The following is a 26,320-nucleotide window of genomic DNA, read 5'->3' as shown; positions in this document are numbered from 1 at the left end:
GAAGGCGCAGCATTTGCATCATATTCATGCGTCAAACGCCACATCATGTTATGATCCAAAGATGGCGTCTCCTGATCTCAATTTGCTGTTTGCTCTCGACGTGCTGCTGGCGGAAGGCAGCGTGGCCCGCGCCGCGCGCCGTCTGCGGCTCAGCCCCTCGGCGATGAGCCGGACGCTGGCGCGGCTGCGCGAGGCAACGGGCGATCCTCTGCTGGTGCGGGCCGGGCGCGGCCTGGTGGCGACGCCGCGTGCGGAGGAATTGCGGCGGCAGGTCGGCCCCGTCGTCCAGGACGCGGAGATGCTGCTGCGTCCTGCTGAGTTGCTCGATCCCGCAAGCCTGGACAAGGTCTTCACCCTGCGCACCAATGAGGGTTTCGTCGAGGAATTCGGTCCTCGTCTCGTCGCGCGCATCGAGGTCGATGCGCCAGGAGTACGGCTGCGTTTCGCGCCGAAATCCGACAAGGATGTGCTGTCGCTACGCGACGTGGCGATCGACCTGGAAATCGGCGTCGCCGGCGAAACCGGGCCCGAAGTGCGCATCCAGGCCTTGTTTCGCGACCGCTTCATTGGTGCTGTTAGAGCAGGGCATCCCTTGAGCGAAGGCACGGTGATGCCCGAGCGTTATGCGGCGGGCCGGCATATCAGTGTTTCGCGGCGTGGCCGCGAGAAAGGGCCGATCGACGAGGCGCTGAGCGCGCTTGGCCTGCAGCGGACGGTCGTGTGCATGGTTTCGGGTTTCTCGGCGGCACTCGCCATGGCGCGCGCCTCGGATCTGATCGCCAGCGTGCCCGAGCGGCACACGGCCGGCGCGCGCGCTGGCATGCACAGTTTTCCACTGCCTGTCACCACCGTGGAGGTCACCATTTCGATGCTCTGGCATCCGCGCCTCGATGCCGATCCGGCGCAGCGCTGGATGCGCGACTGCGTGCGGGAGGTCTGTACGGGGCGCTGAGATCAGCGTGCCATCGCGGCCTCAAGCACCTTGAAGATCCGCTGGTCTTCGCACTGGGCGACGTTGAAGCGCAGGAAACGGCTGGCCGTCTGCGACAGGCTGAACGCATTGCCGGGCGCCAGCACGACGTTGTCGGCCAGGGCATGGCGTGCAACGTCGGCCGCGTCCACGCCGTCGGGCAGGCCGCACCACAGGAACAGGCCGGCCTGCTGGTCGATCCAGGGCGTGACGCCGATCGCCTTCAGGCGAGTGCCGGTCTCGGCCATGGCGCGCGCAAGCTTGGCGCGCAGCAGATCCATATGCTTGCGGTAGCTGCCGTCCTTGAGCAGCGTCAGCACCAGTTCGGCCGCCAGCCGCCCGCCGCCGAAGGTGGTGGCGATCTTGAGGTCGGTCAGGCCCTCGATCCAGTCCCGGGGCGCTGCGATGAAACCGCAGCGGACCGAGGCCGACAGCGTCTTGGAGAAGCTGCCGATCTGGACGACGCGATTCAGCCCATCGAAGGCCGCCAGCCTGGGGGCAGGGGTGTGCTCGAAATCGGCGAAGATGTCGTCCTCGACTATGGTCAGGTCCGACTGGTCGGCGAGCTTGAGCAGACGATGCGCGGTGACCGGCGACAGGATTGCGCCGGTCGGGTTGTGGATGGCGGAGTTGGTGATGTAGAGGCGCGGCCGGTGTTCGGCGAGCGCCTGCGCGAACAGCTCGATATCAGGCCCCGACGGCGTGTAAGGAACACTGACGACCTTGGCGCGGTGGGCGCGCAGCAAAGCGTGGAAATTGAAGTAGCAGGGATCGTCGACCAGCACCGTGTCGGCGGGCTCGATCAGGAACCGGCACAGGAGGTCAATGGCCTGCGTGCCCGATTCCGTCAGCATGATCTGTTCAGGCGAGGCGTCGATGCCATGCCCGGCCATGCGCCGCGCCAAGAGTTGCCGCAGCGGCGGCAGGCCGAGCGGCGTGCCGTAGTCGGCAAGCGCGGCATCATCGGCGCGCGCTGCCGTGCGTAGCGCGCGACGCAGTCCGGCCTGGGGCATCCATGCGGCCGGCAGCCAGCCGCAGCCAGGTTTCAGCACCTCGTCGCCTGCGTCCAGCGACTGGCGCGAGACCCAGAGCGGATCGACGGCACGGTCGAGCCGGGGACCGATCTCGGCCAACGACAGCGGCGCTAGCGAGCCGGCGGCATAGAAGCCTGAGCCCGGCCGGGAGCGGATCGTGCCTTCGGCGGCCAGCCGCTCATAGGCTTCGACCACGGTGGACTTGGACACCTGCATGGATTGCGCGAAGGCGCGGATCGACGGCAGCCGGGCTCCCGGCGTCAGGCTGCGCGCGGCGATCCTTTGGCGGATGGCCGCCATGACGCTTTCGACCAGAGTGGGGGCGCCCAGGGCGCGCGCGCCATCAGTTTCCAAGGCGAGGTTGCTCATCCGTACTGCCCGTGATGCCATTACAGTTTCGCTGAATTGTACCCCATTGTCTCTGGCTGTGCCATGGCATCTGCCAGATACAGGGCGAAAGACATGGAGCCTGGAATGGACAAGACCGCGAACGGTTGGCTGAACGGATTTATCGGCGTGCTGATCTTCTCAGGCTCGCTGCCGGCGACGCGCGTTGCCGTGATGGATTTCGATCCGACATTCGTGACGTCAGCCCGCGCCGCGATTGCCGGACTGCTTGGCCTGGCAATGCTGCTCTTGTTCCGGCAGAAACGCCCGGAACGGGGCGATCTCTTGTCGCTGGCGATCGTCGCGCTTGGGGTGGTGGTCGGCTTTCCCTTGCTGACCGCGCTGGCGCTGAAGCACGTCACCTCAGCCCACTCGATCATCTTCGTCGGCCTGCTGCCACTGGCAACGGCGATCTTCGGCGTGCTGCGCGGCGGCGAGCGGCCAAGACCGGCGTTCTGGCTGTTTTCGTGCATCGGCAGCGCGCTCGTCGCTGGCTTTGCGTTGATGCAAGGCGTGACCGCGTCACCGCTCGGTGACAGCCTGATGCTGGGCGCCATCGTCGTGTGCGGATTGGGCTACGCCGAGGGCGCCGCGCTGTCGCGCAGGCTCGGCGGCTGGCAAGTGATCTGCTGGGCGCTGACGCTGTCGCTGCCGATCATGCTGGTGCTGACTTTCGCGACGCTGCCGCCGTCCTTTGCCGCCGTCGGCGCCCACGCCTGGATCGGGCTCGCCTATGTCTCTCTGTTCAGCATGCTGATCGGCTTCGTGTTCTGGTATCGGGGGCTGGCGCAAGGCGGCATTGCCGCGGTGGGCCAGCTGCAATTGCTGCAGCCCTTCTTCGGCCTGGCGCTCGCGGCGAGCCTGCTGCACGAGCAGGTCAGCCCGCTGATGGTGGTAGTCACGCTGGGCGTCGTGGCGTGCGTGTTCGGGGCGAAGAAGTTCGCGCGCTAGTTCGGCAAACGACGCCCGCCTCTAGAACTTCGTCACCACGCCGATACCGATGCCTTCGAAACCGCCCATCGCCATCAAGGCGGCGGGCGCTTCGTCGAGGCTGATCTTCTTGCCGACTAGCAGTTCGGGCTTGAGCTTGCCGGTGCGAATCATCTCCATCATCGCCTGGTAGCGGTAAGCCTGCATGCCGTGGCTGCCGAGGATCTCCAACTCGAAAGCGATGATCTTGCTCATGGGCACCGCAGCCTTGGCATGGTCGCCCAGCATCAGGCCGACCTGCACATGGCGGCCGCGCCGGCGCAGGTTCGAGATGGAGTTGAACGAGGTGGTCGGATGGCCGAGCGCGTCCATCGACATATGAACGCCGCCATTGGTGAGCTGCTTGACCGCTTTCACCACATTGGGGGTGGTCGATGCGTTGATGGTCGCCACCGCGCCGATCTTGCGGGCAAACTCCAGTTTCTCGTCGGTGAGATCAATGGCAATGACATTGGCGCCCATGGCGCTGGCGATCATGATCGCCGAAAGCCCGACGCCGCCGCAGCCATGCACGGCAACCCATTCGCCGGGCTTGACCCGTCCCTGGTCGACGATCGCCCGGAACGACGTGACGAAGCGGCAGCCTAGGCTGGCAGCGGTGGCGAATTCCATCTCTTCCGGCAAGCGTACGAGATTGGTGTCGGCGAAGTCGATGGCGACATATTCGGCGAAAGAGCCCCAGGCGGTGAAACCGGGCTGGAACTGATGCTCGCAGACCTGATGGTTGCCGGACGTGCATTCGAAGCAGTGGCCGCAGCCGCCGACAAAAGGCACCGTGACCCGGTCGCCTGCCTTCCAGTGCGTCACGCGCTTGCCGGCCGCCACAACGACGCCTGCCAATTCATGGCCCGGCACATGCGGCAGCCGGATATCATCGTCATGGCCCATCCAGCCATGCCAGTCGCTGCGGCAGAGCCCGGTTGCCTCGACCTTGATCACGACGCCATCGGCGGCCGGCTTCGGATCTGGGACGGTCTGGATCGTCGGCGCTTCGCCGAATTTCTCGAAGACGACGGCTTTCATCGGTCACTCCACCCTGCGTACTGTCCGTGGAAACGATAGCCGATTCCCTGTCCGGTCAAGCGGAAATCGATTCCGCCAGCCTTGCCAGCCCGCCGAACCAGCCCGGGCGCTCAGCCGTTTTCGCGGTCGCGGAAATCGGCAAGTCTGGTGTCCCCGGGAACAAGCACCCGACCATCCTCGGCATGCACTTCCAAGCGCCTGATCGGCCGTCCGCTCCGCGTATCGACCATGAAAGTATAGGGCTCGCCCGGTCCGGAGAAATAGGTTTCGCCCCATTGCCGCAGGGCGACCAGGACATAGAACAGGCCGCGCCCCTTTTCTGTAAGCACATATTCATGGTGCGCGCTGCCGTCGGGAGCCGGCACTGTCTCGAGAATGCCGTGCGCAACCAGATTGCGCAGCCGCGCCGACAGGATGTTCTTGGCGACGCCGAGGCTCTTCTGGAATTCGCCGAAGCGGCGCAAGCCGTCGAAGGCGTCGCGCACGATGAGCAGAGACCACCAGTCGCCGATCGCATCCAGCGGCCGCGCGATCAGGCAATCCGCTTGGTGGTGGCTCGTTCGTTTCACCATGGCAGTCGTTGGTCCAGAACAATCATGTCGGTTGCAAGATAAAACTGATTTGGCTATCCAGCAAGTGGTTTCAAGTTGAAACCTATTGTGGAGAGCGACATGAATCTGCAGGTTGTGAACGGCGTGGCAACAGGAGCGGAGCGGGCTGACAGGCTGCCGCGGGCAATACCAGCTTCGCCACCGGGATTGTCGGGAATGACGGCGCTGGTCTTCGCCATTGCCTGTGGCCTGAGCGTCGCCAACGTCTATTTCGCCCATCCGCTGCTTGACGCCATAGCGCATGATTTCGCCATCGCGCCGGCCTCGGTGGGCATTGTGGTGACGGTCACGCAGATCGGCTACGCGCTCGGCCTGTTCTTCATCGTGCCGCTTGGCGATCTCTTCGATCGCCGCAAGCTCATCGCCGGGCAGGCGGTGCTTTCCGCCGTGGCGCTGGGTGCGGTCGGAATCGCGCCGAGCGCCGCGATGCTGCTGGCAAGCCTCGCGATCGTCGGGCTCCTTGCGGTAGTGGTGCAGGTGCTGGTGGCTTACGCCGCCGATCTCGCCGTGCCATCCGAGCGGGGGCGGGCGGTCGGCACCGTCACCAGCGGCGTCATCCTTGGCATCCTGCTTGCACGCTTCGTCGCCGGCGTCGTCGCCGACTTCGCCGGCTGGCGCTGGGTCTATCTTGTCTCGGCGGCGCTGACGCTCGTCATGGCGGTGGTTCTCTACCTTATCCTGCCGCGCCACGAGGCGGCGCGGCCCCACACATCCTATCCGCGCCTGCTGGGCTCGGTGGTGCTGCTGTTCGTGCAGGAACCGCTGCTGCGCGTGCGTGCGGTGCTGGCCATGCTGATCTTCGCCACTTTCAACGTGCTGTGGGCGCCGCTGGTGCTGCCGCTGAGCGCTGCGCCATTTTCACTCTCGCATACCGAGATCGGGCTGTTCGGCCTTGCCGGCGTCGCCGGCGCATTGGGCGCGCGCTGGACGGGAGGCTTGGTCGATCGCGGGCGCGGGCACCTGGTCACCGGCCTCAGCCTGCTTCTGATGACGGCCGCCTGGCTGCCGATCGCCTTCATGGGTCTGTCGCTGTGGTTGCTTGTCGCCGGCATCGTCATGCTGGACCTGGCGATCCAGGCCGTCCATGTCACCAATCAGAGCCTGATTTTTTCGCGCCGGCCGGATGCGCGCAGCCGGCTGGTCGGCGGCTACATGATCTTCTATTCGCTTGGCAGCGCGCTCGGCTCGATCGCTTCGACCATGACTTACGGCGCCTTTGGCTGGAGCGGCGTCTGTCTGCTTGGGGTGGGCATCGGCCTGTTCGCTTTGGCTTTCTGGGCGCTCACGCTGCGCGTGGGTCGGTAGAGGCCCTATTCGGCATCGATCTGGTTCTGCGGCGCGGCTTTCTGGAAGGCTGGCAGTGCCATGCAGGCGGCATGGATGCGGGCGATTGTCGGGTAAGGCGCCATGTCGACGCCGAAGCGGGCATTGTTGGTGACCTGCGCGGCCAGGCAGATATCGGCCAGCCCCGGCGCCTTGCCGTGGCAGAAAGTTCCGGTATCGGGCGACGAAGCCAGAATCTTTTCAAGCGGCTGAAAGCCTTCGTTCACCCAGTGGCGGAACCAGTTGGTGATGTCCTGGTCGCCGGCGCCGAACAAAGTGCGCAGCGAGGTCAGCACGCGCAGATTGTTCACCGGGTGGATGTCGCAGGCGATCGTCTGTGCCAGCATTCTGACGCGCGCCCGGCCAAGTGCGTCTTTCGGCAGCAGCGGCGGCGCGGGCTGGAGTTCGTCGAGATATTCGATGATGGCCAGCGACTGCGTTAAAAGCGTGCCGTCGTCGAGCACCAATGCCGGCACCAGCCCCTGCGGGTTGACCGTGAGATAGGCCGGCTCAAGATGCTCGCCATGGCGCAGATGATGCGGGACGTAGTCGTAGCTCATCCCCTTCATCTCCAGCGCGATCCGCACCCGATACGAGGTGGAGGAGCGGTAGTAGTTGTGCAGGACGATGTCGCTCATGGCTCTGTCGTTCAAGATTGCGGCTGGCCGATCGTCACTTCGATCGTGCCGATGCCGTCGACGCCGCCGGTCATCGTCTCGCCGGGCTTGACCGCGCCAACGCCGGCAGGCGTGCCGGTGAAGATCAGGTCGCCCGGTTGCAGTTCGACTGCTTCGCTGCAGATCGAGACGATGTCGGCGATTGGCCAGATCAATTCGGCGAGGTCGGCATCCTGTTTCACCGCGCCGTTGACGGCGAGCCAGATACGCCCCTTCGTCGGGTGCTCGGATTTCTGCGCGGGAACCAGCGGGCCGCAAGGGGCTGAACGGTCGAAGGCCTTTGACCAGTCCCACGGCCGCGCCGCCTTCTTGGCCTCATCCTGGAGATCGCGGCGGGTGAGGTCGATGCCGACGGCATAACCCCAGACATGATCCAGCGCCTGGTCACGCGCGATGCGGAAGCCAGGCCTGCCGATCGCGGCCACCAGTTCGATTTCGTGGTGCAGATTGGCCGTCAGCGGCGGGTAGGGGATATCGGTTCCGGAATCGACCACGGCGTCGGCGGGCTTGGTGAAGAAGAAGGGCGGATCGCGTTCGTCGTTGCCGAACTCGCGCGCGTGCGCCGCATAGTTGCGGCCAACGCAGAAAATGCGCCGTACGGCAAAGCGCTCGGCCGATCCGCTGACGGCGACGGAAGGTGTTGGCGGCACGGGAAGGACAAAGGCGGTCATGGTGGTCTCTGCGTTTGGATATCGGGATGAATGGCGGTACCTTCGACCGATTTCGGGGGGCGGGCAAGGCGTCGCCTTTCATAAAGCAAGGGCTTTGCCTGGGCTGTATGAGGAATTCAGGGTTTCCATTGCTTTTACAGCGGTGCATCCTGGCAATTGGCGATAGACTATTTGCCAATAATCCGGCCATGGTCGCGGGACTATGGTGTGGCGGGTAAACCGGAACGAGCCACATGACAGCACCCAACGATCGCGCCCGGTTCCTGATCATCGACGACCATCCGCTGTTTCGCGAGGCGCTGCACAGCGCCGTCCAGATGGCCTATCCGGAAGTCGATACGGTGGAAGCGCGCTCGATCACCGAGGCGGTGGAATTGCTGGCGGGCGCCAAGCCGTTCGATCTTGCGCTTCTCGATCTCTCAATGCCCGACGTGCACGGTTTCGAGGGCCTGCTCCAGCTCAGGACCCGCTATCCGCGCCTGCCGGTGGTGATCGTGTCTGGATATGAGGAGCCAAGGATCATTTCCGAAGCGCTTTCCTATGGTGCCGCCGGCTTCATCCCGAAATCGGCCCGCAAAAGCGATCTGGCCGCCGCCATCCGGTCGGTAATGGACGGTGCGATCTATGTGCCGGAAACCTATGAGGGCCAGCCGGCGGACGCCGACAGCATCGACCGCGCCGACATGGTCCAGCGCCTGTCCAAGCTTACGCCACAGCAGCTGCGCGTGCTGCAGATGCTGCGCCAGGGCCTGCTCAACAAGCAGATCGCCTACGAACTGCAGGTCGGCGAGACCACGGTCAAGGCGCATGTCTCGGAGATATTGCGCAAGCTCAATGTCTACAGCCGCACGCAAGCGGTGATCGAGGTTTCGAAGCTGGATAATGCGGAGCTGTTCAGGGATCAGGCGGGTTTTTGAGCTTTTACCCTCCCTATCAAGGGGAGGGTAAACCCCTAAGCCAGCAAATGCGCCAGAAGCGCGCGCAGCTGCGCCGGTTTCAGCGGTTTGCGCATCAATTCGATGCCGCCGGCGCGTGCCGCCTTGGCGACGGCTTCGGAACTGTCGGCGGTGACGATGAGCGCCGGCACGGCGCGGCCGAGATAATCGCGGACTTCCGATATGGTTGCGGTGCCAAGATCGCCGCCGTCGAGATGCTGGTCGGCAATGACGATGTCCGGCACCCAGTCGGTGTCGCCGAGCAGGTCGAGCGCATCGTCGGTCGAGGTCGCGGCCCGCACCAGGCACTGCCAGCGCTCGAGCAGGAAGGTCATGGCCTCCAGCACCTCGATGTCGTTCTCGACCAGCAGCACCTTGGTGCCGAACAGGCCGTAGCCGCGCGACCGCTCAAGGCCGGTGGCGCTGGCGATGGCGTCGGCGGGCGCCCCGATGCCGACGGGGACATCGATGTGGAAGATCGTGCCGCGCCCGACCTTCGACGAGAAAGTCACGGGGTGGCCGAGCGCGCCGGCCATGCGGCGCACGATGGCAAGTCCGAGCCCAAGGCCGCCGCCGTCGAGTTCGGCGCTGGTCGGCGAAGTGCCGCGATGGAACTCCTCGAAAACCGCCTCGCGCTGGTCCTCGGGAATGCCGCAGCCGGTATCGGCGACATCGATGCGGATCGTGTCGCCGCGATGCCTGGTGCCGACAAGGACGCCGCCCGAGCGGGTGTAGCCCAGTGCGTTGGAGAGAATGTTCTGCAGGATGCGGCGCAGCAGCGTCCGGTCGGAGCGGACGACGGCGTTGACCGGCCGGAATTTCAGCGACAACCCCTTCATTTCCGCGACCGGCTGGAAATCCGAGCGCAGCGACGAGAACAGCGCCTCGAGGCTGACATCGCCAATGTCGGGCTGCACCACACCGGCATCGAGCTTGGAAATGTCGAGCAGCGTGCGCAGCAGGTCCTCCATCGTTTCCAGCGAGCGCTCGACCTGCCGCACCAGCTTCCTGCCCTCGTCGCTGGTCTGCACCTCGGCGAGTGCGGAGACGGAGAGATGGGCCGCGTTCAGCGGCTGGAGCACGTCATGGCTCGCGGCGGCGAGGAACCTTGTCTTGGACAGGTTCGCCAGTTCGGCGTTTTCCTTGGCGGCACTGAGATCTATGTTGGACTGCTCGAGCCGTCGCAAGGTCGAGTGCAGCTCCTCCGTGCGCGTGCGCACGCGGTTTTCGAGCGAGATCGCGGTCTGGAACAGCGAGAAGGCATTGCCTTGCTGGTCCATCGACCGTTCGACGCGGCTGACCAGGGCGGCGTTGATCTTCTTCAGCTTTTCGAGATCGTTTATGTCCCTGAGCGGCATCTTATTTCGCCGCCCTATTCTGCCGCTTGCCGTTCGCCGAAAGCGATGCCGGTAAAGGTCTGGTTGAGGTGCATCGACCGGTACTGCTCGCCATAAGTGCCGAAGCCGATGACGTTGTTGACCCGGTAGAGCTCCGAAATGTCACGAAAGACCTGGCGGTTGCGTGCATCGAGCCGGCGCAGCACGCAGTCGAAGCCGAGGATCATGTCGATACCGCCAAGCCTCTCCTCGACCTCGCGCAGGGCGGCGCGTGTCGATTCCACCATATCCTTGGGCTGGGCGATCGACAGCACGACGCCGTCGTCGATGGCGCAGAAGAACGATAGCGAACCGTCCGGGTGCATCTTCTGGATGGAACGGCAATAATATTCGCCGCCCACCTTCACCACCACCGGATGCGAGGCGAAGCTCAGCGGCGTCAGGGTCTGCGCGACGATTCCAACGGAAGCGGCATATTCCTCGGCCGCATTGGTGGCGTTGAATTCGCGCACGATGCGGTGATCGGCATCGGACGCCGTCACCACCAGCTTTTCGTCGGTCGGAACGAAATTGTCGGTCTTGAAGACGTGGAACGGAATCTCCGTGGCGATCAGCACGATGATGGCGCTGTCAGAGGTGACCCTGCCGTTCGAGATCAGGCGTGTGGTCTCGAACTTCAGATCGTCGCCGGCCGACCCGCCGAGCAGCGGTATGTCGTCAAGTCCCCAGTGGATGGCGGAGCTTACCGCTTCCTCGGCATAGGATAGCCCATCGATGAAACAGAGCGCGAAGGTGTTCCTGGTCTGCTCACCGCCGAGCCGGCCGCGCAGCGTGCGCCGCAAGGCCTCGACCTCGCCGGTGATCCTGTCCATGCCCGATGTGGACAGGTTGCCGACCATGGTGCTGACCGCGGTGAACGACGCCGACGGCAGCAGCATTGCCAGCATATGGCCTTCTTCGAGCCCCTGCGGCGTGATCTCGCCGGCTGTCGAGCAGCCCGCATGATGGAGCCCCGGCGCGTGGGCAGAAAGCGCCCGCGACAAGGCACCGGCCTCGACGAGGCTCTGGGAAAAGAACAGCAGCGCAAAGCCGGCGTTGATTGCGGCGGCCTCGGCGGCCACCGCGCGCGCGAAAACATCCGGGTTGGGCTCGTCCGTGGTCAGCGCCGACAAGCCGCATGCGTAGCGCGTCCGTGAACTGGTCAGCGGCGTCCTCCCGCACTTCCTCCAACGCTGTTTTATGCGCGGCTGTTTTTACCAAGCTTCTGGCGCGCGGCGTCGAAGATATTGTTGCTTCCAATAGGCGTTTTGGCAATGGGGGCGAGGGGAGTGCGCCTTTGGCCTTGGCCATGACCGAAAGTACAATGATCCGCCTTTTCCGTCGCGCTGTTTTTTGTGCGTTGTGCGGTGTACGAATAACGCATGGCCGAAGCGCCAGCGGCGTGTCGGCAGGTGAGGACCAAGGTTGATACCCAGGGAGGGACCATGTCGGACGTTTCGTTTGTTGTGAACGGGAGGCGCGTCAGCGGCGTTGCCGAGGATCGAACGCTTCTGGTCCATTTCCTGCGCGAGAATCTCGGCCTTACAGGCACTCATGTCGGGTGCGATACCTCGCAATGCGGGGCCTGCGTCGTCCATGTCGACGGCAAGGCGGTGAAGTCCTGCACCATGCTTGCGGTCCAGGCGTCCGGCTCGAGCGTCGTGACGATCGAAGGTCTCGCCAACGGCGCCGACCTGCATCCGGTGCAGGCGGCCTTCAAGGAACATCACGGGCTGCAGTGCGGTTTCTGCACGCCAGGCATGATCATGACTGCGACCGACATGATCAACCGCCACCCCGAAGGCCTCGACGAGGCGACGGTGCGGGCCGAACTGGAAGGCAACATCTGCCGGTGCACCGGCTACCACAACATCGTCAAGGCGATCCTCGCCGCATCGAAGACGATGTCGAAGGGAGCCAAGGGCAAGGCGAAGCAGGCTGCGTGAAGAGTGAGCGGTAGAGTAGTGAGTGGTCAGTTGCCGGTCTGAACCGGCGGCGATCTTCACTATTCAGGTACTCGCTACTTCATACTCACCATTTCGGGAGGAATTTCTATGGGCATTGAAGGTGTTGGCGCTCGGGTCGCGCGCAAGGAAGACAAAAGATTCATCACCGGCGCCGGCCGCTATGTAGACGACATGGTGGTGCCCGGCATGAAGCATGCGGCCTTCGTGCGCAGCCCGCACGCGCATGCTCAGATCAAGAAGATCGACGTCAAGAAGGCGCAAGCCATGCCCGGCGTCATCGGGGTGCTGACCGGCAAGGAGCTCAAGGCCGATGGCATCGGTAACCTGATCTGCGGCTGGATGATCCACTCCAAGGACGGTTCGCCGATGAAGATGGGCGCATGGTCGCCGCTGGCCTTCGACAAGGTTCGCTATGTCGGCGACGCGGTCGTCATCGTCGTCGCCGAGACCAAGGGCCAGGCACGCGATGCGGCCGAAGCGGTCGAGATCACCTACAAGGAACTGAAGGCGGTCGTCGACGCCTCGAAGGCGATGGACAAGGGCGCGCCGCAGATCCACCCGGAGGCCGACAACAACCTGATCTTCGACTGGGACATCGGCAACGCCGACGAGACGGCGGCTGCCTTCAAGAAAGCATCCCATGTCGTCAAGATGGACATCATCAACAACCGGCTGGTTCCCAACGCCATGGAGCCGCGGGCGGCTCTTGGCCACTACGACAAGGCCGAGGATCACTACACCTGCTGGACCACGTCGCAGAACCCGCATGTCGCGCGGCTGGTGATGAGCGCCTTCTACAATGTCGCGCCGGAGAACAAGCTGCGTGTCATAGCACCGGATGTCGGCGGCGGCTTTGGCTCCAAGATCTATATCTATCCCGAAGAGATCGTCTGCCTGTGGGCGTCGAAGAAGACCGGTGTGCCGGTCAAATGGGTAGCCGACCGCACGGAGAGCTTCCTCACCGACGCGCATGGCCGCGACCATCACACCCATGCCGAAATGGCCTTTGATGCGAACCACAAGATACTTGGCCTGAAGGTCGAGACCAAAGCCAATCTCGGCGCCTACATGTCGCTGTTCTCGTCGGCGACGCCGACCTACCTCTACGCGACGCTGCTGTCGGGCCAGTACAACATTCCGGCGATCCACGCCAATGTGAAGGCGATCTACACCAACACCGCGCCGGTCGACGCCTATCGCGGAGCGGGGCGTCCAGAAGCGACCTTCGTCATGGAGCGCATGATGGAAACCGCCGCTCGCCAGTTCGGCGTGTCGCCGGCCGAGTTGCGGCGCAAGAATTTCGTCACCTCGTTCCCGCACCAGACGCCGGTCATCATGTGCTATGACGCCGGCGACTATGCGGCTTCGCTCGACGCGGCCATGAAGGCTTCGGATTATGCCGGCTTTGCCAAGCGCAAGGCTGCTGCCGCCAAGAAGGGGCTGCTGCGCGGCATTGGTATGAGTTGCTACATCGAGGCCTGCGGTATCGCGCCGTCGGCGGCGGTAGGCAGCCTTGGCGCCGGCGTTGGTCTTTGGGAATCGGCGGAGGTGCGGGTCAACGCCGTCGGCACGATCGAGGTGCTGACCGGCTCGCACAGCCACGGCCAGGGCCACGAAACGACGTTCGCGCAGCTGGTCAACGAGCGTTTTGGCGTGCCGATAGATTCGGTTTCGATCGTCCATGGCGACACCGACAAGGTGCAGATGGGCATGGGCACCTACGGTTCGCGCTCGGGAGCGGTCGGCATGTCGGCCATCGTCAAGGCGCTCGACAAGGTGGAAGCCAAGGCCAAGAAGATCGCGGCTCATCTGCTCGAAGCAGACGAGGGCGATATCGTCATCGAGAATGGTGCGCTGAAAGTCGCCGGGACGGACAAGAACGTGCCGTGGTTCCAGATGGCGCTCGCCGCCTACACCGCCCACAATCTGCCCGGCGGCATGGAGCCCGGGCTGAAGGAGACGGCGTTCTACGATCCGTCGAATTTCACCTTCCCGGCGGGCTGCTACATCTGCGAGGTCGAGATCGATCCGGAAACCGGCCTGACCGAGATTGTTCAATTCGTTGCGGCCGACGATTTCGGCAACATCATCAACCCGATGATCGTCGAAGGCCAGGTGCATGGCGGACTGGCGCAAGGCATCGGCCAGGCACTGCTGGAAGGCGCCCACTATGACGCCAGCGGACAGCTGCTGACGGCGAGCTACATGGATTACACCATGCCGCGCGCCGGCGATCTGCCGTCGTTCACGGTCTCGACCTCGAACACCCCATGCCCGGGCAACCCACTTGGGATCAAGGGCTGCGGCGAGGCCGGCGCCATCGGCTCGCCGCCGGCGGTGATCAACGCCATCACCGACGCCATCGGCATCGCCGATATCGCCATGCCCGCTTCGCCGTCCACCGTGTGGGCCGCGATCCGCGCCGCGACGAAGCACTGAGGAGGAACAAACATGTACTCGGTCAACTATCACCGTGCCGCCTCGGTCACTGAAGCCGCCAAGCTTGTGAAGAGCGGCGACGCCAAGCTTTTGTCGGGGGGCATGACCTTGATCCCCGCCATGAAAACGCGTCTGGCGGCTCCTTCGGATCTCGTCGACCTCTCGCGCATCAAGGAACTGCATGGCGTCAAGGTGTCGGGCAAGACGGTCACCATCGGTGCCGCCACGACCCACTATGATGTCGCCAATGACGAGAAGCTGCGGAAGGCGTGTCCGGCGCTTGCCCATCTGGCGTCGCTGATCGGCGACCCGGCGGTGCGTTACAAGGGCACGATCGGCGGCTCGATCGCCAACAACGATCCGGCGGCGGACTATCCGGCGGCCCTGGTGGCGCTGGGCGCCACCATCGTCACCAACAAGCGCGAGATATCAGCCGACAAGTTCTTCAAGGGGCTGTTCGAAACGGCATTGAAGGACGGCGAGATCATCACCGCGGTCAGCTTCACCGCTCCGGCAAAGGCCGCTTACGAGAAATTCCGCAACCCGGCCTCGCGCTACGCGATCGTCGGCGTGTTCGTGGCCAAGGGCAAGGATGGCGTCAGCGTTGCCGTCACCGGCGCCGGCGATGACGGTGTCTTTCGCTCGAAGGAAATCGAGGCGGCCCTTGCGAAGAATTTCGACGCCGCATCGCTTGCCGGCGTCAAGGTGCCGGCCAAGAACCTGATGAGCGACATCCACGCTTCCGCCGACTATCGCGCAAATCTGATCGCGGTCATGGCCAAGCGCGCCGTGGCAGCCGCCAACGCCTGACACCGGCGCGTTTCATGGTTTCACGGAAAGGGGCCATGGCGGCCCCTTTTTCGTGGTGGCCTGTAGTGGCCACTTGCTGATGGATTCAGCCGCAGCGCAACATCCCTTGCTTGAAGCAATTCCGGGCCATACCGCCTGAAAACCGTGTCGGCGGCAATCTCGCACTTGCACAAATTTATATTGCACTGCAGTATGGACGGGGGCGGGAATGCGAGCCGGGTTCGGAATGCGTACCGCCGTGCCCTTTCGCATGCCAATGCGAAAGGATCGGCATGTCCGAAATTTCCGCGACCCACATGGTTCCGTCCCGGGCCGTCGTAGACAGATCGGCCAGGACAAGGTTGGCCTATCTCGATGGCTGGCGCGGCCTGTCGATCGCCCTGGTGTTGATCGGCCATTTTTTCCCGGTCCCCGGAATCAACCTCGGCGTGCTCGGCGTTGAGTTCTTCTTCGTGCTCAGCGGCCGGCTGATGGCCGAGATCCTGTTCATCGAACGGTATCCGCTGAAGAAGTTCTTCAAGCGCCGTTTCTCGCGCATCTATCCGGCGCTCCTGGTTTTCGTCATCATTGCCATGATCGCGCTGTCCGGCACATTCATCGCCTTCAAGTGGAAGGCGGCGCTGACGGCGCTGACATTCACCTACAATTACGCGGGCATCCTCGTCACCCGCGCCGGGGCGCTTGACCATATCTGGTCGCTCTGTGTCGAGGAGCATGCCTATGTCATCCTGGCGCTGATCAGCGCCACGGTCGTCAGCCGCGACCGCGTCCTCCCATTGCTGGTAGCGCTGGCCTTGCTTGCCATGGCCAATGGCGCGGTGTCGTACTGGGTCTTCAACCTGGACTACGAGGCCACTTACTGGCGCACGGATGTGCACATCGCATCAATCCTGCTGTCGGCGTCCATCTGCCTGCTCAAGGCCGAGGGCAGGCTGCCGGACGTGCTGAAAGGGCCTTATGTCGCCCTTGCAGCGGCGGTTGGCGCGGTTTTCCTGTTCGTGGACCCGATGCCGACGCCGATCCATTATCTCCTGGCCACGCCCCTGCTGGCGCTGGCCGTCAACGCGCTCGATTTCAGCAACCGGCTTTTTTCCGGTCTGCTGTCGTCCTGGCCAATGACGACATTGGGCCTGTGGTCATATTCGCTCTATCTGTGGCAGCAGCCATTCTACAAATTCGTCTATGAGCAAGGCAGCAACCCCTGGCCGATGCTGGCCGGCGCCTTTGCCTGCGCGCTCTGCAGCTACTACCTCATCGAGCGCCCGGCGCGCGAATGGCTCAACCGCAACTGGTGAGTACGGCAACGCAGTTGCGGCGGAGCGGACATGGTGACTGCAACCGGCCGGCCAAATTTCGTGTTGCGGTCAAGCGAAGCCGGAAGGCGTTCCTGGCGGCCGCCGGGGCTAGCGGCATGCTTCGCACCAACCGTTAAGCGTCCACCTTCACCTGCGCTCCCCCGTTAACCGCTCGGAAACCATGTCCTTGCGCGACCGGCGGAGGAGTGGTTTGATTTTGGCGGGGGTTCTTTTGAAGCCAATCCTGAACAGAGCATGGCGCGAGCGACTGACCTTGGTCATCGTCGTCTACGCGATGAGTGCCCTGGTAGCATGGGCATTGAGCGTGGCGGCGGCCAGCATGGTGCCGGCGCGCGCATCGTTCGTGGCGAGGATATTCGGCGAATGCCTGATTGACGGTCTTATCTGGCCGGTCCGACTGGCGCGGCTATGATTTGGTCGTTGCAGATCCTTCGCTTTGTCGCGGCGCTGATGGTGGTCTACTCCCATTCGGTGAAGATCGCCGTCGAGGTGACGAGATCGAATGGCCTTTTGCCCCTGAGCGTACAGATGGTCGGACGGGCCGGTGTCGATATCTTCTTTGTCATTTCCGGCGTCATCATCAGCCGGGTATCGATCGGGTTGTCGTGGCAGGAATTCGCGTGGCGGCGACTCCGCCGCGTTGTCCCGATCTATTTCGTCGCCTGCGTTCCAACGGTTGTGATCGCGGCCAAGGATGGCTTCGGCTGGCGCGATGTGCTCGCCACATTCCTGCTTTGGCCGGCGACCGACGTAATGACAGCGCCCCTGTTGACGGTCGCATGGACCCTTTGTTTCGAAACGCTGTTCTATGCTGCGGCAACCCTGGTGCTCTGGAACCGAAACGCGCTCTATGTCCTGCTCGGACTATTCATCGGCGCGATGCTGCTTCGCCCGATAGGTCCGGTGTTCCAGTTCCTCGGCAACCCGATCATTCTGGAATTTCTGCTCGGTGTCGCTATCGCTCGATTGCCGGAGTGGCGATCGGCCAGATGGGCTATAGTCGTTGGCGCGGGGATGATCGTGCTGGCCGGCCCAATCGGGTTCGCCCCCTCGGGCGATCCTATCGACTATCTGGTTGGCGTTGGCGTAGGACCGCGGCTGCTGATCTACGGCATCCCGGCAGCGTTGATCGTGTATGGGACGATGCAAATCAAGGCTGGCCCTAGTTTCTGGACTGCGCAAGGCGACGCCTCATATTCGCTTTACCTCACGCACATCCTGATCCTGTTGACCCTACTGCAATTCTGGCTTGCTTTCCCGATCGCCCCGGACCTGATCATCATCCTGTCGACGCTCGCCTGTGTGCTCTTTGGATGGGCGGTTCACACCAGGGTCGAGAAGCCGCTTTTGAATGCGCTTCGTGGTCAGCGTGAGAAGACTCTGAGGCCCGCTTAGATCAACCGGCGGAGATATTCAGAGCGGTGCCGATCGCGCCAGCTTGGCATCGCGGTTCCCCTGGTTGGCGGAACGGCTATCTTAGTTGTCGCTTTTTCATGTGGCCAGCGCCAGCGGATCAGGCGACGATCCGCCTGACGTAGTAGCGCACGGCTTTCTTGCCGCCATGGATGACCGCGTCGCCGACTTCGGCGAAACCGAGAGCGGCGTGGAAGGCATCCGAGGCCGGGTTGGGCGGGTCGATGTTGACCTCGCAGGTGACCAGCGCGTAGCCGGCGCGCTCGGCATGGTCGAACAGATCCTGATAGAGCCGGCGCGCGTGGCCGCGGCCCCTTGCGTGCGCCGCCACGACCACGCGGTCGACATAGATGAAGCGTTCGTAGCGTTCGCGGAACCAGACGAAGTTCGGGCTGTCGTAGTTCGCGTCCTGGTCGAAGGTCATGATGAAGGCTTCGAGATCGCCGATGCGCCGCGCGTAGAATGCCTCGCCAAGCAGGAACGACAGCCGCTCGGCTTCGAGCCAGGAGAGTTCCGCCGCATGTTCGTTGTTGAGCGCCAGTATGGCCGCTTCGTCGTCCTGCGCTATGCGGTCTATCGGAGAGGTCATGCCTTGGCCGCCGCGATCGTCGCTGCCACCAGCGGTGTGTCGGTCAATGTGTTGCGGTATTCGCGGTCGAGATCGGAGCCGCCCATGCCGACCTTGGGATTGCGGTAACCCATGGCGCTTGGCACATCCTTCAGCGCCGCGAAATGCATCTCCGCCAGGCCGGTCTTTTTGCGCACCTCGGCGATGTTGGCGAGATCGAGCCCGCCGCAGCCGAGGATGATTATGCGGTCGCCCGCTTGCCGCACCAGATCGGCCAGCAATGGCAGGCCTTCGATCGCGGTGTCTCGCTGGCCGCTGGTCAGCACGCGGCCGACCTTGCAGCGGATCAGCGCTTCCAGCGCCGCGCTGGGATCGCGTGTCATGTCGAAGGCGCGGTGGCAGGTCACATTCAAGGACCCGGCAGCCTGCGTCAGCTCGCCCATGCGCTTTTCGTCGATGGTGCCGTCGGCGTTCAGGCAGCCGAACACCACGCCGGCCACGCCGAGATCACGCAGCGACGCGACGTCGGCGAGCATCGAGCCGTATTCGGTCTCGCTGTAAAGAAAATCGCCACCGCGCGGCCGCACCATGACATGAAACGGCACCGTCGCCTGGTCCAGGGCCGCGCGCACCATGCCCAGGCTCGGCGTGATGCCGCCTTCGACCAGGCTGGCGCACAGTTCGACCCGATCGGCGCCGGCAGCCTGCGCCGCGAGCAGGCCATCGATGCCTTCGACACATATTTCGATCAGCGGTGGGCGGGGTTGTGTGGTCAAGGGGCGATCCTGTCCATGATGGTGGCAATGCCCTAGCACCCGAGCGGCTGACGCGAAAGCGTGAACGAAACAAAGCCATTTGGACCAGGCGCCATTTCCCGGCTTGACAGTCTTATAACCGTGTAGTTATGAATTAAACCCATAGCTGAAGGGTTATCGATTGATCGTCAGCGATGCGGCGGCAGCCGAAAATCCCATCGAGTCGAAGCTGGATGCGCGGCATCCGGGCTCGGCAAGACATGCCCGCGAAATGCCTTCAATGGAGAAAGACAATGCAAGCTCGAATCAAGAACCCGGTCATGCTCATCCCGGGCGCCCTGCAAGCGCTGCTGGCCCTGGACAAGTCGACGGAGGCGGTCGACCTGCCTTATGTGACGCGCAAGCTCATTCATCTGCGCGCCAGCCAGATCAACAATTGCGCCGTCTGCGTCGACATGCACGCGCGCGAACTGAAAAAGGCCGGTGAAAAGGACGAGCGCATCTTTGCGCTGGCCGCATGGCGGGAGACGCCGTACTTCAGCGAAGCCGAGCGGGCGGCCCTGGCGCTGGCCGAGGCAGGCACAAGGCTCGCCGACCGCCCGGACGCCGTGCCGGACGATGTCTGGGACGAAGCCGCCAGGCACTATGATGAAAAGGCGCTTGCCGCCCTGGTTGTCCAGATCGCCTTGATCAACGCCTTCAATCGGCTGAACGCGACGACTCGTCAGATGGTCGGAAGCTGGAGCTGAGCGCTCTTTGAAACGCTTGGGCAGGGTGGTGTCCGCGACGGCGGGGGAAAGCGGATTGCTTTTCCGCTTTTCAGGCATGGGCGGCTACTGCCGCAATTCCGTATTCTTGGCGCCTTCCTCGACCTGATCGATCACCAGCAGCTTGACCGGGCCATCGCCGATATTGGTGGCTTGATGCCACTGCCCGATCATTTCGATGATGAAATCGCCTGTCTTGTAGGTGTTGCTGTTGCCGGTCTCGACATTGGTGACCTTCAGCGTTCCGGCCTCGACATAGGCATAGCGCGGGAAGGGGTGCCGGTGCACCGGCAAGGTCGCGCCCGGCGCGATATCATAGGTCGATACCAGCACCTGCACATTCTTTTGCGGCAGCGTGATCGGCTGGCCGGACGCGGTTGTCGTGCGCGATGCAAGCGGTGTCACCACGACAGGCGTGCCGCTGCTGTCGAGTGCGAGAGCACAATTTGCATAAAGTGCGGCTGCGGACAGCAGCGCCGATGCCAGGATCTTCCGCATGATTCCTCCCTGAACCGACGCATCTATCGCGCGGCGGACAACCGCGCGCAAGCGCCGCCAGACGTTGGCGGATATTCCGGATCGGGCCTTTGGAAATGCCGGCGCGCCGGAGCCGACGAAGCAGAGAATTACGAGTCGGCTACCGACGACATCGACCCGCGCTGTTGAAGGCGCGCCGAGCAAAGCGGATGGCCATCGTCTCCGCCAAGAAGGATCACCGTATCTTGCCGTTCAACGCCTCGCGCAGGGCGAAGACGCGCGTGACCTCAGCCATGTTTTCCGTGCCCCAGATGCATAGCGGCACGAGGGCCTCTGCCAGGCTGAGGCCGAGCGGGGTCAGACTGTAATCCACCCGAGGAGGGATCTCCTTGTAGTCGGTCCGCTTCACGAGGCCGTCGGTCTCCAGCTCCTTGAGCTGCTGGATCAGCATCTTGTCGCTCACGTCGCGCACGGCTCGTCGCAACGCGCCATAGCGGATGGGGCCGCCCTGCGCGAGGAAATACAGGATCAGCGGCTTCCACTTGCCCGCGATGACTCTCAGGGTGGCATCGAGGCCGCAGGTGAAGCCTGGCAATGTCGGCGTGCAATTCTGGGCCGACGAGAGAATCTCGATCGGCGACGAGGTTGGGTCTGAGCGATCTAACGACATTCCATAGTACTTACCAAAAGGTGCATACTTGTCAATAGGTGGGTATGTCGCCAAGTCTGTGTAACCTCAATGAAGGAGCACATCATGAGCAGACTACAGGGTAAGACGGCCGTGGTGACGGGCGGCGGAAGCGGCATCGGGTTTGGCGCCGCCAAACGGTTCGTCGATGAAGGCGCATTCGTCTACATCTTCGGGCGGCGGCAGAAGACGCTCGACGCGGCCTTGGAGCAGCTGGGCCCCAATGCGCGGGCGGTGGGCGGGTCCGTAACCGATCAGGCTGACCTCGATCGGTTGTACGAGACGGTGAAGGCGGAGCGGGGCGGCCTCGACATCCTGCTCGCCAACGCCGGGACCGGAGCGTTCGCGCCGCTCGGCGAGATCACGACCGAGCACTACGACCGGATCTTCGATCTGAATGTAAAGGGGCTGGTTTTCACGGTGCAGAAGGCTCTGCCGCTGATGGGCGAGGGGGCGTCGATCATCCTGACAGGTTCCAGCACGGGCGTGATGGGGACCCCGGCGTTCAGCATTTACAGCGCAACGAAGGCGGCTGTCCGCAATCTGGCGCGTAGCTGGGCGCTGGACCTCAAGGGCACGGGCATCCGCGTCAACGTCCTGTCGCCGGGACCGACCACGACGGAGCTGGCACTGGAAGTGCTGGGCGACGAAGGCATAGCCGCTCTGGGGGCCAGCACGGTCCTCGGGCGGATGGGCGATCCGTCGGAAACCGGCGCCGTGGCCGCCTTTCTTGCATCCTCGGACAGCAGTTTCATGACCGGCGGCGAGGTGTTCGTCGACGGAGGCTTGGCGCAAGTCTGAGCTGCCAAGCGGCTGAGCGCGAGGGCTTCGGTGATCGAGATCGAAGCCCTCGATGCGTCCCGTGGGCTTGTCTCGACGGAATGGCGCGCGACGGCATCAACTCACGACACGCCGCGACGGTCGATCCCGCGCGCTGGCGAGGCTGGCGGAGGCCTAACGCCTCACTTGAGGATGAAGTAAAGCGGGACGAGAATCGCGAATGCCGCGACAGCGGCGAGAAACAGGTCTGTGGTCATGAGCCCCCGCTCGAAATTCCATGACCATCTCCCACATTTAATTTGGCTAAAATGCAAGGCGTCACATCGCGCCGATAGGAACGGAAGCGGGAGTTCGAAGTTTACTGATCGCTAATGCAACCTTGTGCGGAGGTGGCAAATGGAAACAGCGGTTGGACCCGACACAGTCGACGTGGCCATGGTGGTCGAGACGATGCTGGGTGAACATGACCTCCAATCCATGGCCGAATTTATCGAATTGCTGCGCCAAAGGACTGGAACGCAACGTTCTGATGCGGATCTGAAAGCTCTGATCTTGAAGAAGGCGGCAGTGCTTGGTGTCGTTGTAGAGTGAGACGCCTGACGTTTCGGGTAACGGTGAGTACCCTGAAAACTGGTCGATTCTCTCGCGCCGGCACTGGATTGTTGCCCAAGGCAGAGCTTGGCACTGTTGTGTGCGCTAAAATATCACAAGTGCATGGAAATGATTGGCTCCCCGGGCCGGATTCGAACCAGCGACCAACCGGTTAACAGCCGGTTGCTCTACCACTGAGCTACCGGGGAACGGAGGCTCTTTCAGCAAGTGGCGCAGCCTATAGCAAACCCCTTTCGGCTTTGCAAAGAAGCATTTCGTATTTTTCCGAGACTTTTTCGCGCGGCGGTTTCTCGCAATCGCCGGTGTCAGTCCTCATATTAGCCGTCTTGGCGACGGGCGCGGAACCGATAGGGCGGTCGCGGCTTTCGTAAACTGACATTGTCGAGCCACCAGATGGGCAGCCATTCGCGATGACGGCAGCAGACGAAAACCGGATACCGGCACGAAAGATCTCGATTTTCGGGCGCGAATTCACCATGCCGCAATCGCGGGGCCTCAGGATCACGATCGGCATTCTTTTGACCATCGGCGGCATTCTCGGGTTTCTGCCGATTCTTGGCTTCTGGATGGTTCCGATCGGACTGCTGGTGCTTTCTTATGAATTCGCCATGGTGCGGCGCCATCGCCGTCGCCTCGTCGTCTGGTGGGAGCGGCGGCGGCGTCCGGACTGAACGTCGCCACCAGCCGTGTCCTTGATCGGGTCTTGCAGGCGCGTCATGCCCTTGTTCGAGTTTCGGATTTTCGCGAATCCGCTCGTCGGTCCGCACTTCTTTCCAGGTCCTCGCGGATTTCCCTGAGAATGGCGGCGGCCGAGGCGAGGCGCGCGCGGTCACGCGGTGAAAGCTTGGCGGCGCCGTCTATCGCAAGGCAGTCGATGGCATGCCGCAGCAATGCGTCGCATCCCGATCGCGACAAGCCGTCCGAGGCGTTCATTCCGTTGTTCGGGCTTGCAGACCGCATGGAACAGTCCTCCCGTTTCCCAACGGCGGCCGGGGCGTGGAGTTTCGCGTGATCTGCTGTTATACCTAATGCCATGCTAATATGCGTCGTGGTCATCGCGGCCGCGACGCTCGATACGGGGGTAAGGATTCATTCAGAGGAAACCGCGAGGAATGCATGGAGGCCGCTTGACGCCATTTTCGCCGCAACCTATTGGAACCGGGTGGAACGCCGGGAGCAATGAGGCCTCGTGGCGGAGTGGTTACGCAGAGGACTGCAAATCCTTGCACCCCGGTTCGATTCCGGGCGAGGCCTCCAATGCCCCAGGCTCCCGCGCACAAGCGCCGGGGGCTGAAGTTCCAGTCGAAATGAGCCGCGTTCTTGACGCGGCAAGCGGATTGGTTGGGACATGAGCGCTGATTTCTCCGAGCTTCGCGTAAAGATGGTCGACGGCCAGGTTCGCACCACCGACGTGACCAGCGCCCCGTTGCTGGAAGCCTTGCTTTCCGTACCGCGCGAGCTCTTCGTCGGCGACCAACAGCGCGATCTCGCCTATATCGATGAGGACATCCGCATCGGCGGCGGCGCCGATGGCGCGCGCTATCTCATGGAAGCATCGCCGCTGGCCAAGCTGATGCAACTGGCCGAGATCAACCCGACCGATTCGGTGCTCGATGTCGGCAGCGGCAGCGGCTATGCCTCGGCCATCCTGTCGCGGCTGGCGAGATCCGTCGTTGCGCTCGAAAGCGATTCGGTGTTGGCGCAAACCGCGGCGTCGACCCTTTCCCGCCTGGGCTGCGGCAATGTGACCGTGGTCCAGGGCGCGCTGGCGCAAGGTCACGCGGCCAAGGCCCCCTATGACGTCATCTTCATCGGCGGCAGTGTCGAGAAAGTGCCGGCGCCGCTGCTCGATCAGCTCGCCGATGGCGGCCGACTCGTCGCGGTCGAAGGGCAGGGTAATGCCGGCGTGGCGCGACTTTTTTTCAAGGCTGGGGGGGTTGCAACCGGGAGACGGGCATTTAATGCGGCAATTAAGCCACTACCCGGATTCGAACGTGAGCATGCTTTCGAATTCTGAATGGTTTGGCCTTGCAGCAAAGGCTTTGTCATGGTCGCTTGCATTTGAACAATCGTTGCTGATCCCGGACTGGGGGCACTTTGGGACCGAGCGACAGGGAACATCGAAACACGTCACTCCGGCTACTCTAGCGAGAAGCTGGCGCGGCGCGGTTCCCATGGAAAACGAATGAGGGATATACCCGTGCCGTCTGTATCCAAGATCCTTTTTGCCGCTGTCCTTGTTTCCGCGACCGCGCTGTCTCCACTGACCGCCTCCGCGGAAACCATCACCGGCGCCCTCGCCAAGGCCTATCAGTATAATTCCTCGCTGAATGCGTCCCGTGCCGGCGTGCGCGTCACCGATGAAGGCGTGGCCATCGCCAAGTCCGGCTGGCGTCCAACCATCGCCGGGTCCGCCGACGCCAACTATGTGAACACGCGCGCCAGCGGTGCCAACAGCAAGACGTCGTCGGCCAGCGTCGGCATCACCATCAACCAGACCCTGTTCGACGGCTTTCAGACCAGGAACAATGTGGCGGCCGCGGAATCCCAGGTGAAGGCGTCGGTGGAGAGCCTGCGCAACACCGAAGAGAACACGCTGTTCAGCGCGGCCACGGCCTATATGGATGTGATCCGTGATCGGCAGATCGCCGTGCTGACCGAACAGAACCTGCAGTTCCTGACCGAACAGGCGCGCGCCGCGCGCTCGCGTTTCGAGGTTGGCGAGGGTACGCGCACCGATGTCGCCCAGGCCGACGCGTCGCGCGCCTCGGCGGTGGCCTCGCTCAGTGCCGCCCGCGCGCAGGCGTTGGCGAGCGCTGCAACCTATCACCAGGTGGTCGGCGACGAGCCGGGTAAGCTCAAGCCCGCTTCGCCATTGGGGAAACTGTTGCCGGCGAGCCTCAATTCGGCGATTGCCATTGGTTCGGCCGAACATCCGGCCATCCTCGCCACCCAGCATCTGGTCGACGCGGCCGCGTTTTCGGTGAAGTCGGCGGAAGGCGCGCTGTTGCCGCAGCTTTCCGCATCGGCCGGCATCTCGGATGACTATCTCAACCGCAATCCGAACGTCGGAACGAACGGCAATTCGACGTCGGCCAATATCGGCGCGACGCTGACCATTCCGATCTATTCGGGCGGGCGGACATCGGCGGTGGTGCGGCAGAACAAGGAATCGCTTGGCCAGGCCCGCATCCAGGTCGATGTCAGCCGTGACCAGGTGCGCCAGGCCGTTGCCACCGCATGGTCGCAATACACCGCCGCCCAGCAGAGCGTCTCCGCCAACAAGCAGGTGATCGATGCCGCGCAACTGGCTCTGAACGGCGTCATCGAGGAGCGCAATGTCGGCCAGCGCACCACGCTCGACGTGCTCAACGCGCAGGCCGCCGTCATCACCGCCAAGATCAACCAGGCCAATTCCGAACACGATGTGGTCGTGGCAAGCTATGCCATCCTGTCGGCGATGGGCCGCCTGTCGGTCGACCGGCTTGGCTTGCCGGTGACCAAGTACAAGCCCGAAGAGCACTACAACGCCGTCAAGGACAAGTGGATCGGCGTGCGGACGCCGGATGGCCGATAAGGCCATCGGCTGGAATTCTCGCCTTCCGCCGGGACGGGATTTTTTGAAAACCCCGTCCGGCTTTTTTCGGCTTCACGCTCTAATCTGTTGAAATCCCACGTGTCCCCAGATTGGGGATTCTCGTTCGGCGATCCGTCGGTTACGCTGTCGCCAT

General features: G+C 63.2%; 27 protein-coding genes and 2 tRNA genes. 17 read left to right on the top strand and 12 right to left on the bottom strand.

Translation table 11 applies throughout. The annotated features are described in order from the left end of the window. Window positions 1–61: 61 nt before the first annotated feature. Entirely contained in the window at window positions 62–952 is an 891-nt protein-coding gene (locus AC07SZ_RS06340; RefSeq protein WP_494913752.1) for a LysR family transcriptional regulator, read from the top strand. A gap of 2 nt (window positions 953–954) precedes the next feature. On the opposite strand, the gene AC07SZ_RS06335 is transcribed toward AC07SZ_RS06340, so the two are convergent. Then, window positions 955–2,373, bottom strand: a complete 1,419-nt coding sequence (locus tag AC07SZ_RS06335; protein WP_494913751.1) for an aminotransferase-like domain-containing protein — start codon at window positions 2,371–2,373, stop codon at window positions 955–957. 105 nt (window positions 2,374–2,478) lie between these two features. On the opposite strand from AC07SZ_RS06335, the gene AC07SZ_RS06330 reads away from it, so the two are divergent. Beyond that, entirely contained in the window at window positions 2,479–3,342 is an 864-nt protein-coding gene (locus AC07SZ_RS06330; protein ID WP_494913750.1) for a DMT family transporter, read from the top strand. Between the two features lie 21 nt (window positions 3,343–3,363). Here AC07SZ_RS06330 and AC07SZ_RS06325 read toward each other — a convergent pair whose 3' ends face one another. Then, entirely contained in the window at window positions 3,364–4,404 is a 1,041-nt protein-coding gene (locus tag AC07SZ_RS06325; RefSeq protein ID WP_056572452.1) for a zinc-dependent alcohol dehydrogenase family protein, read from the bottom strand. A gap of 110 nt (window positions 4,405–4,514) precedes the next feature. Then, window positions 4,515–4,976: a winged helix-turn-helix transcriptional regulator gene (locus AC07SZ_RS06320; RefSeq protein WP_056572450.1), complete on the bottom strand. Its 462-nt coding sequence runs from the start codon at window positions 4,974–4,976 to the stop codon at window positions 4,515–4,517. A gap of 99 nt (window positions 4,977–5,075) precedes the next feature. Here AC07SZ_RS06320 and AC07SZ_RS06315 point away from each other — a divergent pair, with 99 nt between their 5' ends. Further along, the gene (locus AC07SZ_RS06315; protein ID WP_494913749.1) at window positions 5,076–6,320 is read left to right on the top strand and encodes an MFS transporter; all 1,245 of its coding nucleotides are present in this window, start codon (window positions 5,076–5,078) and stop codon (window positions 6,318–6,320) included. Between the two features lie 5 nt (window positions 6,321–6,325). Here AC07SZ_RS06315 and maiA read toward each other — a convergent pair whose 3' ends face one another. Together maiA and AC07SZ_RS06305 are read right to left on the bottom strand one after the other, a co-directional pair. After that, window positions 6,326–6,976: a maleylacetoacetate isomerase gene (maiA, locus tag AC07SZ_RS06310; RefSeq protein WP_494913748.1), complete on the bottom strand. Its 651-nt coding sequence runs from the start codon at window positions 6,974–6,976 to the stop codon at window positions 6,326–6,328. A gap of 11 nt (window positions 6,977–6,987) precedes the next feature. Further along, entirely contained in the window at window positions 6,988–7,686 is a 699-nt protein-coding gene (locus tag AC07SZ_RS06305; protein WP_494913747.1) for a fumarylacetoacetate hydrolase family protein, read from the bottom strand. A 233-nt stretch (window positions 7,687–7,919) separates the two neighbouring features. Between AC07SZ_RS06305 and AC07SZ_RS06300 the strand changes: the two genes are divergently transcribed. Beyond that, the gene (locus AC07SZ_RS06300; protein WP_140773104.1) at window positions 7,920–8,603 is read left to right on the top strand and encodes a response regulator; all 684 of its coding nucleotides are present in this window, start codon (window positions 7,920–7,922) and stop codon (window positions 8,601–8,603) included. Between the two features lie 35 nt (window positions 8,604–8,638). On the opposite strand, the gene AC07SZ_RS06295 is transcribed toward AC07SZ_RS06300, so the two are convergent. Both AC07SZ_RS06295 and AC07SZ_RS06290 read right to left on the bottom strand, forming a co-directional pair. Beyond that, window positions 8,639–9,979, bottom strand: coding sequence for a hybrid sensor histidine kinase/response regulator (locus tag AC07SZ_RS06295; RefSeq protein WP_056572439.1), 1,341 nt, complete (start codon window positions 9,977–9,979; stop codon window positions 8,639–8,641). A 14-nt stretch (window positions 9,980–9,993) separates the two neighbouring features. Beyond that, window positions 9,994–11,130, bottom strand: a complete 1,137-nt coding sequence (locus tag AC07SZ_RS06290) for an FIST N-terminal domain-containing protein (protein ID WP_494913746.1) — start codon at window positions 11,128–11,130, stop codon at window positions 9,994–9,996. A 312-nt stretch (window positions 11,131–11,442) separates the two neighbouring features. On the opposite strand from AC07SZ_RS06290, the gene AC07SZ_RS06285 reads away from it, so the two are divergent. The 6 genes from AC07SZ_RS06285 to AC07SZ_RS06260 all read left to right on the top strand — a co-directional run bounded on the left by AC07SZ_RS06285 (window position 11,443) and on the right by AC07SZ_RS06260 (window position 17,924). Beyond that, on the top strand, window positions 11,443–11,943 hold the full coding sequence (locus AC07SZ_RS06285) for a (2Fe-2S)-binding protein (protein ID WP_056572436.1): 501 nt from the start codon (window positions 11,443–11,445) through the stop codon (window positions 11,941–11,943). A 108-nt stretch (window positions 11,944–12,051) separates the two neighbouring features. Beyond that, window positions 12,052–14,403 carry a xanthine dehydrogenase family protein molybdopterin-binding subunit gene (locus AC07SZ_RS06280; protein WP_056572434.1) on the top strand — a complete coding sequence of 784 codons (2,352 nt, stop codon included), beginning with the start codon at window positions 12,052–12,054 and terminating at the stop codon, window positions 14,401–14,403. A 12-nt stretch (window positions 14,404–14,415) separates the two neighbouring features. Further along, window positions 14,416–15,213 (top strand): FAD binding domain-containing protein, encoded by a 798-nt coding sequence (locus AC07SZ_RS06275; RefSeq protein ID WP_494913745.1) that lies wholly within the window; start codon window positions 14,416–14,418, stop codon window positions 15,211–15,213. A gap of 272 nt (window positions 15,214–15,485) precedes the next feature. Continuing rightward, on the top strand, window positions 15,486–16,508 hold the full coding sequence (locus AC07SZ_RS06270) for an acyltransferase family protein (RefSeq protein WP_494913744.1): 1,023 nt from the start codon (window positions 15,486–15,488) through the stop codon (window positions 16,506–16,508). A gap of 181 nt (window positions 16,509–16,689) precedes the next feature. Beyond that, window positions 16,690–16,941 carry a hypothetical protein gene (locus AC07SZ_RS06265; protein ID WP_056572428.1) on the top strand — a complete coding sequence of 84 codons (252 nt, stop codon included), beginning with the start codon at window positions 16,690–16,692 and terminating at the stop codon, window positions 16,939–16,941. Then, on the top strand, window positions 16,938–17,924 hold the full coding sequence (locus AC07SZ_RS06260) for an acyltransferase family protein (RefSeq protein ID WP_172373508.1): 987 nt from the start codon (window positions 16,938–16,940) through the stop codon (window positions 17,922–17,924). Before AC07SZ_RS06265 ends, AC07SZ_RS06260 begins: the two co-directional genes overlap by 4 nt. A gap of 118 nt (window positions 17,925–18,042) precedes the next feature. On the opposite strand, the gene AC07SZ_RS06255 is transcribed toward AC07SZ_RS06260, so the two are convergent. Both AC07SZ_RS06255 and AC07SZ_RS06250 read right to left on the bottom strand, forming a co-directional pair. Further along, window positions 18,043–18,531: a GNAT family N-acetyltransferase gene (locus AC07SZ_RS06255; protein ID WP_172373509.1), complete on the bottom strand. Its 489-nt coding sequence runs from the start codon at window positions 18,529–18,531 to the stop codon at window positions 18,043–18,045. After that, entirely contained in the window at window positions 18,528–19,286 is a 759-nt protein-coding gene (locus AC07SZ_RS06250; RefSeq protein ID WP_494913743.1) for a copper homeostasis protein CutC, read from the bottom strand. The genes AC07SZ_RS06255 and AC07SZ_RS06250 overlap by 4 nt, the downstream gene beginning before the upstream one ends. 272 nt (window positions 19,287–19,558) lie before the next feature. Here AC07SZ_RS06250 and AC07SZ_RS06245 point away from each other — a divergent pair, with 272 nt between their 5' ends. Next, on the top strand, window positions 19,559–20,014 hold the full coding sequence (locus AC07SZ_RS06245; protein ID WP_494913742.1) for a carboxymuconolactone decarboxylase family protein: 456 nt from the start codon (window positions 19,559–19,561) through the stop codon (window positions 20,012–20,014). A gap of 84 nt (window positions 20,015–20,098) precedes the next feature. Here the strand turns inward: AC07SZ_RS06245 and AC07SZ_RS06240 are convergent, their stop codons facing one another. Together AC07SZ_RS06240 and AC07SZ_RS06235 are read right to left on the bottom strand one after the other, a co-directional pair. After that, window positions 20,099–20,530, bottom strand: coding sequence for a cupin domain-containing protein (locus AC07SZ_RS06240; protein ID WP_056572418.1), 432 nt, complete (start codon window positions 20,528–20,530; stop codon window positions 20,099–20,101). Window positions 20,531–20,744: 214 nt separating this feature from the next. After that, entirely contained in the window at window positions 20,745–21,104 is a 360-nt protein-coding gene (locus AC07SZ_RS06235; RefSeq protein ID WP_056573425.1) for a winged helix-turn-helix transcriptional regulator, read from the bottom strand. A 159-nt stretch (window positions 21,105–21,263) separates the two neighbouring features. On the opposite strand from AC07SZ_RS06235, the gene AC07SZ_RS06230 reads away from it, so the two are divergent. Further along, on the top strand, window positions 21,264–21,998 hold the full coding sequence (locus tag AC07SZ_RS06230; protein ID WP_056573422.1) for an SDR family NAD(P)-dependent oxidoreductase: 735 nt from the start codon (window positions 21,264–21,266) through the stop codon (window positions 21,996–21,998). A 375-nt stretch (window positions 21,999–22,373) separates the two neighbouring features. Beyond that, the gene (locus AC07SZ_RS06225) at window positions 22,374–22,568 is read left to right on the top strand and encodes a hypothetical protein (protein WP_056572417.1); all 195 of its coding nucleotides are present in this window, start codon (window positions 22,374–22,376) and stop codon (window positions 22,566–22,568) included. A 134-nt stretch (window positions 22,569–22,702) separates the two neighbouring features. Here the strand turns inward: AC07SZ_RS06225 and AC07SZ_RS06220 are convergent. After that, window positions 22,703–22,777, bottom strand: a tRNA-Asn gene (locus AC07SZ_RS06220). Between the two features lie 222 nt (window positions 22,778–22,999). Here AC07SZ_RS06220 and AC07SZ_RS06215 point away from each other — a divergent pair. The 4 genes from AC07SZ_RS06215 to AC07SZ_RS06200 all read left to right on the top strand — a co-directional run bounded on the left by AC07SZ_RS06215 (window position 23,000) and on the right by AC07SZ_RS06200 (window position 26,166). Continuing rightward, window positions 23,000–23,260, top strand: coding sequence for a PGPGW domain-containing protein (locus tag AC07SZ_RS06215; RefSeq protein ID WP_056572415.1), 261 nt, complete (start codon window positions 23,000–23,002; stop codon window positions 23,258–23,260). Between the two features lie 512 nt (window positions 23,261–23,772). Next, window positions 23,773–23,846: transfer RNA gene (locus AC07SZ_RS06210), tRNA-Cys, on the top strand. Between the two features lie 91 nt (window positions 23,847–23,937). Further along, a complete protein-coding gene (locus AC07SZ_RS06205; protein WP_056572413.1) occupies window positions 23,938–24,606 on the top strand; it encodes a protein-L-isoaspartate O-methyltransferase family protein in 669 nt (222 codons plus the stop codon). 183 nt (window positions 24,607–24,789) lie between these two features. After that, a complete protein-coding gene (locus AC07SZ_RS06200) occupies window positions 24,790–26,166 on the top strand; it encodes a TolC family outer membrane protein (RefSeq protein ID WP_056572411.1) in 1,377 nt (458 codons plus the stop codon). Window positions 26,167–26,320: the final 154 nt, after the last annotated feature.

It is taken from the genome of Mesorhizobium sp. GW821-FHT07A06 (assembly GCF_059419085.1).
The sequence above is the reverse complement of the archived record's forward strand: the minus strand, read 5'-3'. Positions and strand labels throughout refer to the sequence as shown.

What these genes read in the sequence shown, in the direction of transcription:
- AC07SZ_RS06255 (WP_172373509.1), bottom strand. Translation starts at nt 18,531, where the DNA reads ATGACCTCTCCGATAGACCGCATAGCGCAGGACGACGAAGCGGCCATA.
- AC07SZ_RS06260 (WP_172373508.1), top strand. Translation starts at nt 16,938, where the DNA reads ATGATTTGGTCGTTGCAGATCCTTCGCTTTGTCGCGGCGCTGATGGTG.
- AC07SZ_RS06335 (WP_494913751.1), bottom strand. Translation starts at nt 2,373, where the DNA reads ATGAGCAACCTCGCCTTGGAAACTGATGGCGCGCGCGCCCTGGGCGCC.
- AC07SZ_RS06340 (WP_494913752.1), top strand. Translation starts at nt 62, where the DNA reads ATGGCGTCTCCTGATCTCAATTTGCTGTTTGCTCTCGACGTGCTGCTG.
- AC07SZ_RS06225 (WP_056572417.1), top strand. Translation starts at nt 22,374, where the DNA reads ATGGAAACAGCGGTTGGACCCGACACAGTCGACGTGGCCATGGTGGTC.
- AC07SZ_RS06325 (WP_056572452.1), bottom strand. Translation starts at nt 4,404, where the DNA reads ATGAAAGCCGTCGTCTTCGAGAAATTCGGCGAAGCGCCGACGATCCAG.
- AC07SZ_RS06245 (WP_494913742.1), top strand. Translation starts at nt 19,559, where the DNA reads ATGCAAGCTCGAATCAAGAACCCGGTCATGCTCATCCCGGGCGCCCTG.
- AC07SZ_RS06230 (WP_056573422.1), top strand. Translation starts at nt 21,264, where the DNA reads ATGAGCAGACTACAGGGTAAGACGGCCGTGGTGACGGGCGGCGGAAGC.
- AC07SZ_RS06280 (WP_056572434.1), top strand. Translation starts at nt 12,052, where the DNA reads ATGGGCATTGAAGGTGTTGGCGCTCGGGTCGCGCGCAAGGAAGACAAA.
- AC07SZ_RS06320 (WP_056572450.1), bottom strand. Translation starts at nt 4,976, where the DNA reads ATGGTGAAACGAACGAGCCACCACCAAGCGGATTGCCTGATCGCGCGG.
- AC07SZ_RS06265 (WP_056572428.1), top strand. Translation starts at nt 16,690, where the DNA reads ATGTCCTTGCGCGACCGGCGGAGGAGTGGTTTGATTTTGGCGGGGGTT.
- AC07SZ_RS06275 (WP_494913745.1), top strand. Translation starts at nt 14,416, where the DNA reads ATGTACTCGGTCAACTATCACCGTGCCGCCTCGGTCACTGAAGCCGCC.
- AC07SZ_RS06295 (WP_056572439.1), bottom strand. Translation starts at nt 9,979, where the DNA reads ATGCCGCTCAGGGACATAAACGATCTCGAAAAGCTGAAGAAGATCAAC.
- AC07SZ_RS06300 (WP_140773104.1), top strand. Translation starts at nt 7,920, where the DNA reads ATGACAGCACCCAACGATCGCGCCCGGTTCCTGATCATCGACGACCAT.
- AC07SZ_RS06205 (WP_056572413.1), top strand. Translation starts at nt 23,938, where the DNA reads ATGAGCGCTGATTTCTCCGAGCTTCGCGTAAAGATGGTCGACGGCCAG.
- AC07SZ_RS06215 (WP_056572415.1), top strand. Translation starts at nt 23,000, where the DNA reads ATGACGGCAGCAGACGAAAACCGGATACCGGCACGAAAGATCTCGATT.
- AC07SZ_RS06270 (WP_494913744.1), top strand. Translation starts at nt 15,486, where the DNA reads ATGTCCGAAATTTCCGCGACCCACATGGTTCCGTCCCGGGCCGTCGTA.
- AC07SZ_RS06330 (WP_494913750.1), top strand. Translation starts at nt 2,479, where the DNA reads ATGGACAAGACCGCGAACGGTTGGCTGAACGGATTTATCGGCGTGCTG.
- AC07SZ_RS06285 (WP_056572436.1), top strand. Translation starts at nt 11,443, where the DNA reads ATGTCGGACGTTTCGTTTGTTGTGAACGGGAGGCGCGTCAGCGGCGTT.
- AC07SZ_RS06240 (WP_056572418.1), bottom strand. Translation starts at nt 20,530, where the DNA reads ATGCGGAAGATCCTGGCATCGGCGCTGCTGTCCGCAGCCGCACTTTAT.
- AC07SZ_RS06315 (WP_494913749.1), top strand. Translation starts at nt 5,076, where the DNA reads ATGAATCTGCAGGTTGTGAACGGCGTGGCAACAGGAGCGGAGCGGGCT.
- maiA (WP_494913748.1), bottom strand. Translation starts at nt 6,976, where the DNA reads ATGAGCGACATCGTCCTGCACAACTACTACCGCTCCTCCACCTCGTAT.
- AC07SZ_RS06305 (WP_494913747.1), bottom strand. Translation starts at nt 7,686, where the DNA reads ATGACCGCCTTTGTCCTTCCCGTGCCGCCAACACCTTCCGTCGCCGTC.